This window comes from Jatrophihabitans endophyticus, assembly GCF_900129455.1.
GTDB classification, from domain to species: domain Bacteria; phylum Actinomycetota; class Actinomycetes; order Mycobacteriales; family Jatrophihabitantaceae; genus Jatrophihabitans; species Jatrophihabitans endophyticus.
Map to the genome: position 1 here is coordinate 31,314 of NZ_FQVU01000004.1, position 15,808 is coordinate 47,121.

Genomic DNA, 15,808 nt, shown 5'->3' on the forward strand with positions numbered 1-15,808 from the left:
TTGTCTATAGAACCGACAGTAAAAAAGTGTACGCGGCATGGGCCGATGCCGCCCCCCGCCCGCCGGCTCGGCCGTGGGAGTCAGTCGCGGGGGATCAGTGGCGGATCGAGGAAGCGCACGACACCGGCGTCGGCGTCGAGCTCGGCCGCGACGCCCAGCGGGAAGGCGCGGTTCGCGCCGCCGTGCCCGATGTCGGCGCCGGTGATCATGGGGACGCCGAGGGTGCCGAGCCGCTCGGCGAGCACGTCGGCCACGAGGTCGTCGGGGCCGCAGCCGTGGAAGCGGCCGCACACGACGCCCGCGACGTCGTCGAGATACCCCGTGCGCTGCAGGTGGGTCAGCATGCGGTCGAGGCGGTACGGGTCCTCGGACTCCTCCTCGACGAGCAGCAGCCCGCCCGCCGCGGGGCGGGACGTCGGCGTGCCCAGTGACGCCGTCAGCACGCAGACGTTGCCGCCCAGCGTGACCCCGCGTGCCCGGCCGCCGACGATCACCGTCGGGTCGGGGAAGCGGCACTCGCTCGCGCGCTCGGGCGTCAGCAGCACCTCGAGCAGCGTGCTCATGGACCACGCGGCGGTCCCGTTGTCCGAGGCGACCACCGTGGAGTGGACCGACGCCCAGCCCAGGCATCGGGCCACGGCCTCGTGCACGGCGGTGACGTCGGAGTAGCCGGCCAGCACCTTCGGGGCGAGACCGTCGAATCGCGACCACTCCAGCGCCGCGAGGGTGCGGGCCGCGCCGCTGCCGCCGCGGGCGAACACGATGCCGGCGATCGACGGGTCGAGCAGGGCATCGGTGAGGTCGGCGGCCCGCAGGGCGTCGGTGCCGGCGAGGTAGGGCCGTAGCGTGCCGGGTTCGCGCGCGGAGCGGTGGACGACCGGCTCGAGACCCGCGTCGCGCAGCAGGCGCAGCCCGAATTCCAGCGGCCCGGCCGGGACGGGGCTGCTCGCGGTGAGGACCGCGACGCGGTCGCCGGGCCGGAGGGCGGGCGGGCGCCGCAGGGACGTCGGTGCCGTCACGGCGCGGTGCTCAGGACGACGGACAGCGTGAGATCGGCCGAGACCTCGTCGAGCCGGTGGACGCGGCCGGCGGGGAAGTGGCAGGCGTCGCCGGGGCCGAGGACGAAGCTCGCATCGCCCACGTGCAGGCGGCACCGACCGTGCAGCACGAGGACGTACTCCTCGCCGGCGTGGCTCGTGGGGGCGGCGTGATCGGCCGCGTCACCGTGGACGATGCGGGTGACCAGCCGGGTGCTGCCCGCCGCCGAGGTGTCCCAGACGCCGGGCGAACCGGCGACGGAGTGCGCGAGCGCCGCCAGCGACGGGCGCGGGTCGAAGTCGGGGTTCGGCGCGTCGCGCACGCCGAGCAGAGCGGGCACGCCGACGGCGGCCGCCACCTGGCTGAGCGCGCGCACGGTCGGGTTGGCCGCGCCGGACTCGATCTGGCTGACGTACGCGGGGGAGATGCCGCTGCGCGCGGCCACCACGGCCAGCGTGAGGCCCCGTTCCCGACGGGCGGCGGCGAGGCGGCCGCCGGTGCGAGCGAGCAGCTCGTCGGCGGCGCCGACCTCGGGCTCGGCGGGCCGCGGGTGCCCGGGGGCGTCCGGCGGGGTGCCCGGGCCGGCGTTCGACGCGCCGGGAGCCGCGGGCGCGACGGGGGTTGTTGGCGACCGCATGCGGTGAGAGTATGCGCAAACGGCAATCTACGTAAACGGAACCGATACGACATCTTCACTGGTGTCGAATCAGGTCTAGACCTCGAAGGCGAGATCGGCATCGTTGCACCGGACCGCACCATCGCCACGGCCCCGGCCGGGCCGGGCACCGCAGCGCCCGCGGTGCCGGTGTACGAGCCGTCGCCCGCGCTGACCCTGCTGCGGGGTGCGGCCGCGCTGCTCGGCGACCCGGCCGACCGGCTCGTCGACGAGATCGCCCGCGACTACCCGCGGTCACTCGCCCGCCGCCCCGCCCAGCTGGTGCGGGCCGCGAAGGTCGCGCCGGACACGCTGGCCGAGCTCGTGCGGGCCGCCGGCTTCGTCGATCTCGACGCCGTCCGCGCGCACGCCGGGCGGGAACGGTCCGTCCCCCGCCCACGCCGCGCGGTGGCCGGCCCGCGCCGCGACGCCCCTGCCGACCGCACCGATCTCGGCCTCGCGATGCGCCGGGAGCAGGCCGCGGTCGCGGCCTCGTTCGACGCCGTCCGCTCGTCCGGCAGCCTCGAACTCGCGGCCGGAGCCATCCTGGGCAGCCGCCGCCGGTGGGTCTTCGGCGACCTGCGTTCGCGCGGTTTCGCGCAATTGTTCGCCGGCGAGGTGATGGCGGCGCTGGGGCAGGTGGTGCTCGTGGACCCGACCGCGGCCGGCGTGCTCGCCGCGGTCGGCGACGCCCAGCGCCGCGACTCGCTGACGGTGTTCACGTTCCGCCGGCACAGCCGGCTCTCGGTGCGGCTCGTCGCGCAGTTCGCCGCGCGCGGGACGCCGGTCGTCGCCGTCACCGACGACGAGCACGGCGCGGTGGCCGACGACGCCACGCACGTCCTGCGCGTCGCCGACCACGACGGCGGGCACTCGCCCACCGCCGCGGTCGCGGTCGCGCACGCGCTGGCCACTCTCGTCGCCGCCGGCGCGAAGGGCGCCGCGCGCCGGGCCGAGCAGGAGCGCGCCGTGGCCGCCGACCTGCGGTGGTACGAGGAGGACCCGGCGTGAGCCCGGCGACCGGCACGCTGGAACAGGACGCGGTGCGCGACTGCGCCGACCTCGTCCGCTTCGACACCTCGAACTTCGGCGGCGGCGACTCCCGCGGCGAGCGCGAGGCGGCGGAATGGGTCGCCGAGCAGCTGACCGACTGCGGGTACCGCCCCGAGGTCTACGAGTCGGCCCCGCGCCGGGCGAGCACGGTCGTGCGCATCCCCGGCCGCGACCGCAGCGCCCCCGGGCTCGTCGTGCACGGCCACCTCGACGTCGTGCCGGCGGAGGCGTCGGACTGGAGCTTCGACCCGTTCTGCGGCGAGATCCGCGACGGCGTGCTGCTCGGCCGCGGCACGCTCGACATGAAGAACATGGACGCGATGATGCTCGCGGTCGCCCGCGATCTCGCGCGGACCGGGTCGCAGCCGGCCCGCGACGTCGTCCTCGCCTTCGTGGCCGACGAGGAGGACACCGGCGCGTACGGCGCGGGCTACCTCGTCCGCGAGCATCCCGACCTGTTCGAGGGCGTGACGACCGGCATCGGCGAGTCCGGCGGCGGTCTCACCGTGCTTCCCGACGGCAGCCGGCTCTACGCGGTCGGCACCGGCGAGCGTGGCACGGCCTGGATGACGCTGCGGGCGCGCGGCACGGCCGGGCACGGCTCGCGTCCGAACGCCGACAACGCGGTCACCACGCTCGCCCGCACCGTCACCGCGCTGGCCGACGTCGACTGGCCGGTGCGGTTGATCCCGACCGTGCGTGCGTTCCTGGCCGGTGTCGGCGCGCGGCTCGGCATCGACATCGACCCCGCCGACCCGGACAGCCTGCGTCGGCTCGGCGACGCCTACCCGCTCGTCGAGCGCACGCTCGCCAACTCGCTCAACCCGACCATGCTCGGCGCGGGCTACAAGGTGAACGTCATCCCCACCGAGGCCGTGGCCCACGTCGACGGCCGCATCCTGCCGGGACTCACCGACGAGTTCTTCGCCGCCGTCGACGCGGTGCTGCCAGCCGGCGTCACGCGCGAGTTCGACAGCTACACCGCGCCGGTCGGGGCCAGCCACGAGAGCGCGGCCTTCGCCGCCATGGCCGCCGCGATCACCGAGCACGACCCGCAGGCGCTGGTGCTGCCCTTCGTGCTCGGCGGCGGCACCGACGCCAAGTCCTTCACACGGCTCGGCATCGACTGCTACGGCTTCATGCCCGGCCGGACCCCTTCCGACTTCCCGGCCGAGCGCTACGTGCACGGCGTCGACGAGCAGATCCCGGTCGACAGCCTCGAGTTCGGCGTGCGCGTGCTGTCCACCTTCCTGCTGGCAGAGGAGATCCGATGACAACCGTCCAGCGCACCTTCCGACGGTCGCTCGCGGCCGCCGCCGCGCTCGCCCTCTCGGCCGTCGTCGCGGCCGTGCCGGCGACACCGGCCCGGGGCGACGCCACCGACACCTTCACGGTCGGCTCGCTGGGCCAGGTGGTCACCTTCAACCCCTTCCTGGCTTTCAAGCAGGGCGAGCTCGACCCCATCAGCCAGCTGTACCCGACGTTGGTGTGGGGCAACGCCCAGCGCCTGCCCGAGCACTACCTCGCCGACAAGTGGACGACCTCGGCCGACCGCAGGACGTGGACGTTCTCGCTGCACCCCGGACTGAAGTGGTCCGACGGCAAGCCGATCACCGCCGACGACGCCGCCTGGACCCTGAACCTCGTCCACACCAACGCGACGGCCGGGACCGCGAACGGTCAGTTGCTCGACAACGTGGCGTCGGTCAAGGCGTCCGGCGACTCGACGGTCGTCATCACGACCAAGGACCCGCAGGTGAACCTGCTCGACTCGGTGGGCCAGGTGCCGATCGTGCCGCGCCACGTGTGGGAGTCGCGGGTGAAGACGCTGGGCGACCAGACGAACACCAAGACCCCGCTGGTGGGCTACGGGCCGTTCACGCTCAAGTCCTACAAGACCGAGCAGTCGACGGTGCTGACCGCCAACAAGGACTTCTTCCTCGGCGCGCCGAAGTACGACACGCTCGTGCTGCAGTACTTCAAGAACAACGACGCGGCGGTCTCGGCCCTGCGCAGCGGTGAGATCGATCAGGTCGACCGCATCACTCCCACCGAGTACAAGGCCCTGAAGAGCGTCGACGGCGTCACCAGCTACCCGCAGGTCGGCGCCCGCTGGACCGGCATCGAGATCAACCCCGGGGCCAGGACGAAGTCGGGCAAGAAGATGGGCACCGGGCACCCCGCCCTCGCCGATGCGAAGGTGCGGAAGGCGATCGCGCTGGGCATCGACAAGCAGACGCTCGTGAAGAAGGTGCTCGACGGCCTCGGTCAGGTGGGGCAGGGCTATCTGCCGCCGGCGTTCCCGGCCTTCTCCTGGAAGCCGCCGCAGGTCACGCCGTACGACCCCGCCGCCGCCAACGCGCTGCTCGACTCCGCGGGCTACACCAAGGGCAGCGACGGCGTCCGCAAGGATCCGAAGAGCGGCCGCGCGTTGACGTTCCGCCTCGGTACGCACTCCGACACCACCACCGACGCGCAGATCGCCGCGTACGTCGTGGGCTGGCTCAAGAAGATCGGCATCGGCGTCACCATCGAGCCGCTCAGCTCGACCAATCTCAACGACCGGCTGGCCAAGGGCGACTTCGACATGTTCATGGACGGGTGGGGCACCGGCCCCGACCCGACCTACCTGCTCGGCATCCAGACCTGCCGGACGCTGCCCGACAACGCCGAGGGCGAGAACGGCAACACCGACGCGTTCTTCTGCGACAAGCGTTACGACGCGCTCTACGCGCAGCAGCTGCGCACGTTCGACACGACCCAGCGCAGCGCGGTGGTGGGGCAGATGCAGCAGATCCTCTACGACGCCAACGTCGACCTGATCCTCTTCTACCAGAACAACCTGTCGGCGGTCCGCACGAACGCGAAGAACGGGTTCGTCACCGGCAAGGCCGACGGCCAGGGCTTCTACCCGTACCAGAACTACACCCGCTCCTGGCGGTACGCGCAGCCGCCGTCGTCGTCCTCGGACGGCGGTTCGAGCGGCAGCGCGATCATCTGGATCCTCGTCGCGGTGGTCGTCGTGGTGGGCATCGGCGCCGTGGTCGTGCTGCGCCGGCGGGCCGGCGCCGCGGATCGGGAGTAGCCGTGACCGGCTCCGCTCCGCCCGCCCTCGAGGCCGAGGCCACCCGGGAACCGGCCGCAGCGCCCGGCGGCGACGGCCGGGGGCAGTTCCTGCGCTATCTCGGCGGGAAGCTGCTCGGCGCCGTCGTCAGCCTCTTCGTCACACTGAACATCGGCTTCCTGCTCTTCAACGTCATCCCGTCCGACCCGGTCGGGACCATCACCCGCGGTCGGCAGGTCAGCGCCGAGCAGAAGCAGGTGCTGCGCGAGCAGCTGGGCACGGACCGCTCGCTGTGGGAGAAGTACGGCCACTACCTGGACAACCTGGTCCACCTGCGGCTGGGCTACTCGTTCCAGTTCCAGGAGTCGGTGTCGTCGCTGATCGTCGACCGGCTCGGGCCCACGCTGCTGCTGCTCGGCATCTCGACCCTGCTCTCGGTGGTGCTCGGGCTCTGGCTCGGCGCGCGCGCGGGCTGGCGTAGCGGCAGTGCCTTCGACCGTTTCGTCTCCGGCGCGGCCATCACCCTGTGGTCGGTGCCGACGTTCTGGCTCGGCCTCATCCTGCTCGTCGTGTTCGCCATCGGCATCGGTCCGCTGTCCGGCCTGCTGCCGTCGGGCGGCATGTCCTCGCCCGACGTGTCCGGCGGCGTGCTCGCCGAGGTGCTCGACACCGCCGAGCACCTGGTGCTGCCCGTCCTGACCCTGGTGCTGGTCGTCTTCGCCCAGTACCTGACGATCATGCGGTCGTCGATCATCGACGAGCTGGGCAGTCCCTACCTGCTGACGGCGCGTGCCAAGGGGCTGCGCGACGACATCGTGCGGCGCCGGCACGCCGTCCCGAACGCGTTGCTGCCCTCGGTGACGGTCATCTTCCTGCACCTCGGCGGCATCATCGGCGGCGCCATCACCGTCGAAACCGTCTTCTCCTGGCCCGGCCTCGGCTACCTGACCTACCAGGCGCTGCAGGGCCCCGACGTCCAGGTGCTCGAGGGCACGTTCCTGTTCTTCAGCGCCGCGGTGATCGCGATGAACCTGGTCGCCGACCTGCTCTACCGCGCGCTCGACCCACGGGTGCGGGCCCAGTGACCGCGCTCGACACCGCCACCGTCGCCCCCGCCCCGCCGCGGCGGCGCGGCTTCCTGACGCGGCTGCTGCACATGCCGACCGCGGTCGCCGGCGCGGGCATCCTCGCGCTGTTCGTCGTGCTGGCCCTGACCGCACCGCTGTGGATCTCCGACGCCGACCTCGACGTCACCGAGGCCGACGGCCCGCAGCTCGGTGCGCCCGGTGGGCACTACCCGCTCGGCACCGACCAGGCCGGCCGCTCCGTGCTGCAACTGCTGGTCTGGGGGTCGCGCTCGTCGCTGCTCGTCGGCGTGATCGCCACCGTGCTGACGATCGTGCTGGGCAGCGTCGTGGGTCTCGTCGCCGGCCACTACCAGGGCCTGGTGGGCCGGGCGCTGATGACGGTCACCGACTGGTTCATCGCGCTGCCGGCCCTGCCCCTCGCCATCTCGCTGGCTGCGGCCATCGGGCCGGGGGAGGGCTCGATCACCGTCGCGATCGCGGTGACGTCGTGGACCAGCACCGCCCGGCTGGTGCGGGCACAGACCCTCGCCGTCGAGGCGAGGCCCTACATCGAGCGGGCGCGGGCGCTGGGCGCCGGCGACCTGCAGGTCGTGTCGCGGCACGTCGTACCCAACGTCGCCCCGCTCATCCTGGTGTCGGCCACGCTCACCGTCGCGAGCGCGATCCTCGCCGAGACCACGCTGACGTTCCTCGGCCTCGGCGACCCCAGCCAGGTCTCGTGGGGCGGCATGCTGCACGACGCCTTCGCGCTCGGCGCGGTCAGCAGCGGCGCGTGGTGGTACGTGCTGCCGCCCGGCCTCGCGATCCTCGTCGTCGTGCTCGGCTTCACCCTCGTCGGCCGCGCGGTCGAGACCGTGCTCAACCCGAGGGCGGGGCGGTCCTGATGCTGCTGCGCGTCCGCGACCTCGCGGTCACCTATCGCACCGGGACCCTCGACGTCCCCGCCGTCCGCGGCGTCGGCTTCGACCTCGACGCCGGGCAGACGCTGGGCGTGGCGGGGGAGTCCGGGTCGGGCAAGTCGACGATGGCGCTGTCGCTGCTGCGGCTGCTGCCGGAGTCGGCGCGGGTGAGCGGGTCGGTCGAGTTCCGGGGCACGGAGCTCACGACCGCCCGCTGGGGCGAGCTGCGCGCGGTGCGCTGGGCGCAGGCGTCGGTCGTGTTCCAGGGGGCGATGAGCGCGCTCAACCCCGTTCGGGCCATCGGCGAGCAGATCGCCGAGCCGATCGAGCTGCACGAGCGCATCCGCGGTCGGGCGGTCACGACCCGGGTCGACGAGCTGCTCGACAGCGTGGGCGTGCCACCGCGCCGCCGCGGTGCCTACCCGCACGAGCTGTCCGGCGGGCAGCGGCAGCGGGTCATGATCGCGATGGCGTTGGCGTGCCGACCGCAGCTCGTCATCGCCGACGAGCCGACGACGGCGCTGGACGTCATCGTGCAGGCCCAGATCCTGACACTGCTCACCGACCTGGTCCGTGACGCGGGCATCGGGATGCTGATGATCAGTCACGACCTCTCGGTGCTCGCCGAGACCTGCGACCGCATGGCGGTCATGTACGCCGGGCAGCTCGTCGAGACCGGGCCGTCGCGCGATCTCGTGACCGACCCCAAGCATCCGTACACCCGGGCGCTGTCGGCCGCCTTCCCGACGATCGGCGACCCGGCGTCCCGGCGTGCGCCGGCCGGGCTCCCCGGTGACCCACCCGACCCGACCACCCTGGGGACGGGATGTCCGTTCGCGCCACGCTGCCCCGACGTGTTCGACGCCTGCACGGTGGAGGACGTCGAGCTGTGGGACGCCGGTCCGCAGCGCGAGTCGGCCTGCCTGCTCGTCCGGGATGCGGTGCGGTCGTGACGGCCATCGACATCGCCGACCTCGCCGTCGTCTACCCGGGTCGGCGGGGCCGCCCGCCCGCCCGCGCGGTCGACGGCATCGACCTGCGCGTCGGCGACGGCGAGATCGTCGCGCTGATCGGCGAGTCCGGCTGCGGCAAGTCCACGCTCGCCCGCGCCGTCGTGGGTCTCGTCCGGCCCACCGCGGGCTCGATCGGGTGCGCCGGGACGCCGCTGCCCCGGCGGGCGCGGGAGCTGCGGTCCTACCGGCGACTCGTCCAGCTGGTGCTGCAGGACCCGGGCGGTGCGCTCAACCCGCGGCAGACCGTGTACGACGCGGTGGCCGAGGGGCCGCGGCTGCACGGCCTGCGCGACGGTCTGGACGAGCGGGTGCACGACGCGCTGTCCCGGGCCGGGCTGCGGCCGCCGGGGAGCTTCGTCGACCGCTACCCGCACGAGCTGTCCGGCGGTCAGCAGCAGCGGGTCGTCATCGCAGGCGCGCTGGCGCTCGACCCGCAGGTGATCGTCGCCGACGAGCCGGTCGCGTCGCTCGACGCGTCCGTGCGCGGCGAAATTCTCGCATTGTTGCTCAAACTCCGCGACGAGCTGGGGCTCTCCGCCCTCGTCGTCAGCCACGATCTCGGGTTGGCCTGGAACATCGCCGACCGGGTCGCGGTCATGTACCTCGGCCGCATCGTCGAACAGGGCACGGTCGAGGACGTGCTGCTGCGTCCCCGGCACCCGTACACGCAGGCATTGCTCAGCGTCGTCCCCGACGCCACGCGGGAGCAGCTGCCGTCGCTCATCCCGGGCGAGCCGCCCGACCCGACCGCGATCCCCGTCGGCTGCCGCTTCCACCCGCGCTGTCCGCGGCGGCGCGACCTGGCCGCCGACGGCGTCGACGTCGGCGTCTGCGAGACGGCCGACCCGGCCGTCCTGGCCGCGGACGGCGACGGCGTGGCGTGCCACTTCGCCACCGAGCGACCGAAGGGGGAGCCCGTCGATGCGGGTGCTCATCTCGGCTGACATGGAGGGCGTCACCGGCGTCACCTGGCCCGACGACGTCGAGCCGGGCAACCCGCGCTGGGAGTACCACCGCCGCTTCTTCACCGACGACGTCAACGCCGCGATCGAGGGGTTCGTCGCGGCCGGCGCGTCCGACGTCCTGGTGAACGAGGCGCATGCGACGCAGCGCAACCTGTTGCGCGACCGGCTCGACCCGCGGGCGGCGCTGCTCACCGGACGCCACAAGCCGCTGGCGATGATGGAGGGCGTCGACCGCGGCGTCGACGCGGTCGCCTTCGTCGGCTACCACGCGGCGGCAGGGGAGCAGGGCGTGCTCGCCCACATCTACCTGCCGAACACGATCACCGGGGTGTGGCTGAACGGTGCGACGTGCAGCGAGGGGTACATGAACGCCGCGCTTGCGGCCGAGTACGGCGTCCCCGTCGTCCTGGTCACCGGCGACGACCGGGCGTGCGAGGACGCGTTGACCTACGCACCCGATGCCGAGCTGGTCGCGGTGAAGGAGTGCGTCGACCGCTACAGCGCGATCTGCTTGCCCCCGGAGCGGACCTACGCCGCGATCCGCGAGGCGGCGACCGCCGCGCTCGACCCGCTGCCCGACCTGCGCCCGCTGGTCGCGCCCTACCGCTACGAGGTCGAGTTCGACACCACCAACCCGGTGGTGATGACCACCGGCATCCCCGACGTCGAGCAGGTCGGCACGCGACGGGTCTCCTGGGAGCTCCCCACGATGAAGCAGGCGATCCGCTGCTTCCGGGCCGTCACCGCGCTCGCGTCCGGCAGCACCGAGCACACGTACGGGTGAGGCTCGACGCGGCGTCCGACGTCCTCGCGCGCGGTGTCGCCGACGGGCTGTGGCCCGGTGTGGTCGCGGCAGCCGGCGTCGGCGGACGCACCGAGCGGACGTGGGTGCTGGGACGCGCCGACACCCGTCCCGAGCGCCCGATGACCGTCGACACCGTCTTCGACCTGGCGTCGCTGACCAAGGTGCTGGCCACCCTGCCGGTGCTGCTGCGGCTCGTGTCCGGTGCCGTCGCACGGCGCGTCGTACGGCTCGACACGGCGGTCAGCGAGCTGGTGCCCGGCGTCGACGAGCGGGTGACGATCGAGCACCTGCTCACCCACACCGCCGGCCTGCCCGCCCACGTGCGCTTCGCGGCGACGGACCCCGACGCGCTCGTGGCCGCCGCCGCGGCCGTGCCGCTCGAGGCCGAGCCGGGGACGCGGGTGGCGTACTCCGACGTCGGCTTCGTCCTGCTCGGCGGCGTGGTGCACGCCGTGACCGGCGAGCGGCTCGACGCGGTCGCCGAGCGCGACGTGTTCGGACCGCTCGGCATCGCGCCGCGATTCCGGCCGCCGGCGTCGTGGCGCCCCCGCATCGCGGCGACCGAGGTCTACGACGACGTCCCGACCGTCGGGGTCGTGCACGACGAGAACGCACAGCTGGCGGGCGGCCTCGCCGGCCACGCGGGGCTGTTCGGGACGCTCGCCGACGTCGTCGGGTCGTTGCCGATGTGGCGGCGCGGCGGACCGCTGCTCGACGACGCCGTGCGCGCCGAGGCGATGCGCGACCGCACCGCCGCGCTCGACGGGCACCGCGGGCTCGGCTGGACGTGCCGCGGCGATCGCTACGACATCCTCTCCGCCGGCTGGGGTGACGCCGCGGTGAGCCACACCGGCTTCACCGGCACCAGCGTGGCCTTCGACCCGGTGACCGAACGCTGGGCGGTGCTGCTCACCAACCACGTCCACTTCGGTCGGGGACGTCCCGAGGTGTTCGCCGCACGCCGCCGCTGGCACGCCGTGCTGGTCGGCGACTGAGTGCGCTCACCGGGTCAGCACGAGCGCGTCCAGGTGCACTCGAGCTGCGCGCGGGGGCCGGTGGGTGCGTGGGACGCCGGGGCGACGCGCACCCGCGGCGTGCTCCGCGCCGCCGCGCCGTGCTCGGCGAGGGTCACCGCCACTGCGTCCTCGAGCGACGACACCCCGCCCGCGACGGCGTTGTTGGTGATCATGGCGAAGCCGAGGTGGTGGCCGGCGGCGTCGGTGACGTACCCGGACAGCGCGCTGACGCCGGTCATGGACCCGGTCTTGGCGTGCACGTTGCCGGCGGCTGCGGTGCCGACCATCCGGTTGCGCAGCGTGCCGCCGACGAGCCGGTCGGGATCGCCGGCGACGGGCAGGGCCGCGTACCACGTGGCGAACCACGGCTTGTCGCGGGCGGCATCGAGCAGGACCGCGAGCTGGTCGGTCGTCGCGTAGTCGGCGCGCCCGAGTCCGGAGCCGTCGAAGAGCTGCAGCGTGGACGTGTCGAGGCCGAGTCGCTTCAGCTCGGCCAGGACGGCGGCGGTGCCGGCCGACCAGCTGCCCTCGCCCGAGACCGTGCGGCCCATGGTCTTGACCAGCGCCTCGGCCATCATGTTGTTCGACAGCTTGAGGAACGGCGTCAGCAGCGCCGCGAGCGTGATCGAACGGTGCGACGCCACCGGCCGTGCGGCCGAGGGGGTCACGGCATGCCGCGCGCCGGCCCGGATCCGCACCCCGTGGTGGGCCAGCGCCCGGGCGAACAGCTGCGCGGCGAGGCCGGTCGGCCGGTCGACCGTCGGCTGGTCCTCGTACGTCTCGCCGCCGGCCGGGATCGACCCGGTGACGTCGACGACGTTGCGGCCGTGTTCACGCACCAGCGAGACGGTGGTGTCGGACCCGGCGGTGCCGGTCGTCGCCCGGTTGCGGATGTGCAGGTAGTGGTTGGCCGGGGTCATCGTGACGCGCGGCGCGGCGCCGGGCCGGCGGCCGGGGTGCACGTCGACGAGCACGGTCCCGGCGTCGCCGTCGGTGTTGGGCGCGACGGTCAGCGCGGACGTCTGCGCGGAGTAGTGGTAGGGCTCGTCGTCCCACGACCAGAACGGGGCGAGCGGGGTCGCGTCGAACCACGAGTCGTCGGCGACGAGCCGGCCCGTCACCGAGCGGACGCCGGAGCGCGCGACGTCGGCGGCCAGCCTGTCGTAGTCGGCGGCCATGATCGTCGGGTCGCCGGTGCCGCGCAGGTAGAGGTCGCCGCGCAGCGTGCCGCCGCGCCGGGCCCCCGTCGCCAGGACGTCGGTGACGAAGCGGTGGTCCGGGCCGAGGACGTCGAGCGCCGCCGCCGAGGTGAGCAGCTTCGTGTTCGACGCGGGCAGCAGGCGGGTCGAGCCGAACGAACGGAAGAGGGTCTCGTCGCTGTCCAGGTCGCGCACGGTCAGCGCGGCGGAGGCGCCGTCGAGCCGACTGTCGCCCAGGATCGCGGTGAGCCGTGCACGCAACGGATCGGCGGCGGGATCGGTGGACGGGGCGGCCTGCGTCCCCGGTCCGGTGAGACCTGCCACCACCGCCAGCGCGGCGAGCGCCGCCCCGACCGTCCGTCTGCGCGCGTGCATGGTGCCTCCTGGGGAGCGGGTGTGCTCGCAGGCTAGAAGAGGCGGACGAAACCGGACAAGGGGTCCGCACCCGACACGGTGCTCAGGCCACGGACCGGATCGCCGCCGTCACCGCGGCCAGCGCGAGGAGGCGCACGACGTCGACGTGGGCCTCGACCTCGCCCGTCGCCGCGGCGACGAAACCGTCGCCGTCGACGCGGGTGTGGGGCGGGGTGATCGCGCGGGCCAGGCCGTCGTGCGCCCCTTGGGCGACGGTGCGACAGGCGGTCTTGTCGAGCCGCGCGTTCGTCACCACCACGCCGATCGTGGTGTTCGTGCGCTCGAAGTCGAACGGGCGTGGCAGGGCGCGGAGAGCGTCGAGCACGACCTCGTCGTGCCCGTCGTCGATGTCGCCGAACGCGTTCACCGCGCAGAGCGCCGCGACGACCACGTCGTCCAGCCGGCGCACGGCGTGGCCCAGACCGCCCGGCCGACGACCGTCGACCCCGCGCCAGTTGCCCACGTGCGCGCCGGTGCCGGCGCCGATGCGGCCGTGCAGCGCGACGTCGGTCCCGACGTCGCGCGCCGCGGCGTAACCCTCGGCCGGCCCGGGCCGCACGCTCGCGTCCCCCGCCGCGAGGTCGTAGAGCGCCATCGCCGCGACGATGGGCACGACCCCTGCCGGGGTGGTGACACCGCGTCCGGCCTCCTCCAGGCGACGCATCACGCCGTCGGCGGCGGCGAGGCCGAAGGCGGACCCGCCGGTGAGCAGCACCGCGTCGACGGCGGTCACGGACTTGTCCGGCTCGAGCGCGATCAGCTCGCGCGACGCCGGGGCGCCGCCGCGCACCTCGTAGGACGCGACCGTGCCCGGCGGCAGCTCCACGACGGTGCAGCCGGTCGCGGCGTCGGGATCGCTCCAGTGCCCGACGCGGACGCCGTCGACGCCGAACGCCGTCACGCGTCGACCGCGGCCCGAACGAGGTCGAGCGCCCGCGCCTGCGCGAGGCCGTCGTCGAGCACGGTGTGCCGTGGCGCCTCGGTGCCGGCGACGACGGCCTGGACGTGCGCGACGCCGTGCGCGAACGCGAGCCGCTCGTCGGCGGTCCACGTGTCGACGACCTCGCCGTCGCGGACGAGCGTCACCGTGTCGCCCGGCTTGGGATGGAACGGGTTGTCGACGTGCAGTTCGGCGCGCGTCCCCACGACGCGGGTGCGGGTCGAGAACGGTCGCTGGATGCTCGCCGAGAGCAGCAGCCGGCGCTCGTCGGGAAAGTCCAGGACGGCGGTGCTCGACGTGTCGACGCCGTCGGCGTTGCGCACCGCGCTGCCGTGCGCGGCATCAGGCTCAGTGCCGAAGAGCAGGCGGGCCAGCCGGATCGAGTAGCAGCCCACGTCGTAGAGCGCACCCCCGCCGGTCGCGTCCCAGCGGATGTTGCCGCCGGCCGGCAGCGAGAAGTGGAACTCGGAGAACAGCTGCAGCGGGTCACCGAGCTCGGGCAGCAGCGACGCGATGTGCTGCGTCTGCGGGTGGAACGGGAAGACGAACGCCTCCCATACCCGCGCGCCGGCGTCGAGACCGTCGACCAGCGTGTGCACCTCGGCCGCGTCGAGGGCGAGCGGCTTCTCGCACAGCACCGCCTTGCCCGTCGCCGCCGCCCGCGCGGCCCACTCGACGTGGCGGTCGTTGGGCAGCGCGACGTAGATCGCGTCGACGTCGTCGGCGGTGAGCACGCCCTCGTAGTCGGTGCCGCGGGCCACGCCGTGCTCGGCCGCCCACGCCGCCGCCCGGTCGGTCGAGCGGCTGCCCACCACCTGCGCCACCCCGCCCGCCGCCGCCACGGCGGGCAGCAGCGACTTGCGGGCGATGTTGGCGGTGCCGAGGATCCCCCAGCGGACGGGCGCGGTCATGCCCCCGAACCTAGCGGGCTACTTGCGGACCGACCGCGACGTCGCCGCGAAGGCTGTCGCGGTCTCGGCCGAGACGACGCGGTACCGGGCCGCGGCGCGGGCCCTGAGACGGTACGTGTAATGGCCACCCTTGGCCGTCGTACGGCGGATCGTCTTCCACTTCTTGCCTGTGAGGCGCTGGATGCTGATCTTCGCCGTCATCGCCTTGGAGCCTTCGTACTCGGCGTAGCGGGCGGTGCGGGCAGTGAGTGTGAGCGTCGTCTTCGAACGCTTCGCGGACAGCGTCGGACGCCCGGCGAATTTGATGACGGTCGCGGTGCGGGTGACCGTGCAGCTCAGTTCGTTGTAGTCCGCGTCGTAGGAGTCGCAGTCCTCGGCCGTCGTGCGGTATGTGCCGGGGGAGACGCTGGACGCGTACACGCTCTCCACCTCGGCCTTGGTGCTCGTCCACCAGAGGAAGTACGAGTCGGAGCCGTGCACCAGCTGCGCGGTGACGGAGATGTCCTGGCAATCGGCTGGTCCGCTCACTGCTAGTGGCGCACGCAGCTCGGTCACGCTCTGGCCGACGGAGATGCGTTTCGGCATCACGGGGCGATAGGTGCAGGTCGCGGCAGCGGTTGCCGGGTCGGCGACTGTTGCCTGCAGACCGGCAGCGGCGAGGACGGCGGAGAGCAGAATGGTCGAGGATCGGCGCACGGCGTCGATCATGGCGGCACGGCCGATCCAGCCCAAGCCGAGATCGAATTAA

Annotated in this window: 15 protein-coding genes; 9 read left to right on the plus strand and 6 right to left on the minus strand. The window is 73.5% G+C overall.

Annotated elements, in window-relative coordinates; genetic code table 11:
• Window positions 1-80 precede the first annotated feature (80 nt).
• Window positions 81-1,019, minus strand: a complete 939-nt coding sequence (locus tag BUE29_RS14740) for a S66 peptidase family protein (protein ID WP_073391220.1) — start codon at window positions 1,017-1,019, stop codon at window positions 81-83.
• Window positions 1,016-1,675, minus strand: a complete 660-nt coding sequence (locus BUE29_RS14745) for a helix-turn-helix domain-containing protein (RefSeq protein WP_073391221.1) — start codon at window positions 1,673-1,675, stop codon at window positions 1,016-1,018. Before BUE29_RS14745 ends, BUE29_RS14740 begins: the two co-directional genes overlap by 4 nt.
• 168 nt (window positions 1,676-1,843) lie before the next feature.
• Here BUE29_RS14745 and BUE29_RS14750 point away from each other — a divergent pair, with 168 nt between their 5' ends.
• The 9 genes from BUE29_RS14750 to BUE29_RS14790 are packed head-to-tail and all read left to right on the plus strand — an operon-like array spanning window position 1,844 to window position 11,575.
• Window positions 1,844-2,704, plus strand: a complete 861-nt coding sequence (locus tag BUE29_RS14750; RefSeq protein ID WP_073391222.1) for a MurR/RpiR family transcriptional regulator — start codon at window positions 1,844-1,846, stop codon at window positions 2,702-2,704.
• Window positions 2,701-4,020 carry a M20/M25/M40 family metallo-hydrolase gene (locus tag BUE29_RS14755; RefSeq protein WP_084181168.1) on the plus strand — a complete coding sequence of 440 codons (1,320 nt, stop codon included), beginning with the start codon at window positions 2,701-2,703 and terminating at the stop codon, window positions 4,018-4,020. The genes BUE29_RS14750 and BUE29_RS14755 overlap by 4 nt, the downstream gene beginning before the upstream one ends.
• Window positions 4,017-5,831, plus strand: a complete 1,815-nt coding sequence (locus tag BUE29_RS14760) for an ABC transporter substrate-binding protein (RefSeq protein ID WP_073391223.1) — start codon at window positions 4,017-4,019, stop codon at window positions 5,829-5,831. Before BUE29_RS14755 ends, BUE29_RS14760 begins: the two co-directional genes overlap by 4 nt.
• 2 nt (window positions 5,832-5,833) lie before the next feature.
• Entirely contained in the window at window positions 5,834-6,895 is a 1,062-nt protein-coding gene (locus BUE29_RS14765; protein ID WP_073391224.1) for an ABC transporter permease, read from the plus strand.
• Window positions 6,892-7,782: an ABC transporter permease gene (locus BUE29_RS14770; protein ID WP_200800238.1), complete on the plus strand. Its 891-nt coding sequence runs from the start codon at window positions 6,892-6,894 to the stop codon at window positions 7,780-7,782. Before BUE29_RS14765 ends, BUE29_RS14770 begins: the two co-directional genes overlap by 4 nt.
• The gene (locus tag BUE29_RS14775; protein WP_073391225.1) at window positions 7,782-8,750 is read left to right on the plus strand and encodes an ABC transporter ATP-binding protein; all 969 of its coding nucleotides are present in this window, start codon (window positions 7,782-7,784) and stop codon (window positions 8,748-8,750) included. The genes BUE29_RS14770 and BUE29_RS14775 overlap by 1 nt, the downstream gene beginning before the upstream one ends.
• Window positions 8,747-9,754: an ABC transporter ATP-binding protein gene (locus tag BUE29_RS14780; RefSeq protein WP_073391226.1), complete on the plus strand. Its 1,008-nt coding sequence runs from the start codon at window positions 8,747-8,749 to the stop codon at window positions 9,752-9,754. Before BUE29_RS14775 ends, BUE29_RS14780 begins: the two co-directional genes overlap by 4 nt.
• A complete protein-coding gene (locus tag BUE29_RS14785) occupies window positions 9,732-10,559 on the plus strand; it encodes a M55 family metallopeptidase (RefSeq protein WP_073391227.1) in 828 nt (275 codons plus the stop codon). The genes BUE29_RS14780 and BUE29_RS14785 overlap by 23 nt, the downstream gene beginning before the upstream one ends.
• Window positions 10,556-11,575, plus strand: a complete 1,020-nt coding sequence (locus BUE29_RS14790; protein ID WP_073391228.1) for a serine hydrolase domain-containing protein — start codon at window positions 10,556-10,558, stop codon at window positions 11,573-11,575. Before BUE29_RS14785 ends, BUE29_RS14790 begins: the two co-directional genes overlap by 4 nt.
• Before the next feature lie 14 nt (window positions 11,576-11,589).
• On the opposite strand, the gene dacB is transcribed toward BUE29_RS14790, so the two are convergent.
• The 4 genes from dacB to BUE29_RS14810 form a co-directional block, all read right to left on the minus strand.
• Entirely contained in the window at window positions 11,590-13,170 is a 1,581-nt protein-coding gene (gene dacB / locus BUE29_RS14795) for a D-alanyl-D-alanine carboxypeptidase/D-alanyl-D-alanine endopeptidase (RefSeq protein WP_073391229.1), read from the minus strand.
• Between the two features lie 82 nt (window positions 13,171-13,252).
• Window positions 13,253-14,110, minus strand: a complete 858-nt coding sequence (locus tag BUE29_RS14800) for a P1 family peptidase (RefSeq protein WP_073391230.1) — start codon at window positions 14,108-14,110, stop codon at window positions 13,253-13,255.
• Complete coding sequence (locus tag BUE29_RS14805; protein WP_073391231.1) at window positions 14,107-15,060, minus strand: Gfo/Idh/MocA family protein; 954 nt, start codon at window positions 15,058-15,060, stop codon at window positions 14,107-14,109. Before BUE29_RS14805 ends, BUE29_RS14800 begins: the two co-directional genes overlap by 4 nt.
• A gap of 18 nt (window positions 15,061-15,078) precedes the next feature.
• On the minus strand, window positions 15,079-15,768 hold the full coding sequence (locus tag BUE29_RS14810; protein ID WP_143168200.1) for a hypothetical protein: 690 nt from the start codon (window positions 15,766-15,768) through the stop codon (window positions 15,079-15,081).
• Between the last annotated feature and the right edge of the window lie 40 nt (window positions 15,769-15,808).

Coding starts and splice junctions, on each gene's coding strand:
- BUE29_RS14745 (WP_073391221.1), bottom strand. CDS start 1,675: ATGCGGTCGCCAACAACCCCCGTCGCGCCCGCGGCTCCCGGCGCGTCG.
- BUE29_RS14760 (WP_073391223.1), top strand. CDS start 4,017: ATGACAACCGTCCAGCGCACCTTCCGACGGTCGCTCGCGGCCGCCGCC.
- BUE29_RS14775 (WP_073391225.1), top strand. CDS start 7,782: ATGCTGCTGCGCGTCCGCGACCTCGCGGTCACCTATCGCACCGGGACC.
- BUE29_RS14785 (WP_073391227.1), top strand. CDS start 9,732: ATGCGGGTGCTCATCTCGGCTGACATGGAGGGCGTCACCGGCGTCACC.
- dacB (WP_073391229.1), bottom strand. CDS start 13,170: ATGCACGCGCGCAGACGGACGGTCGGGGCGGCGCTCGCCGCGCTGGCG.
- BUE29_RS14805 (WP_073391231.1), bottom strand. CDS start 15,060: ATGACCGCGCCCGTCCGCTGGGGGATCCTCGGCACCGCCAACATCGCC.
- BUE29_RS14810 (WP_143168200.1), bottom strand. CDS start 15,768: ATGATCGACGCCGTGCGCCGATCCTCGACCATTCTGCTCTCCGCCGTC.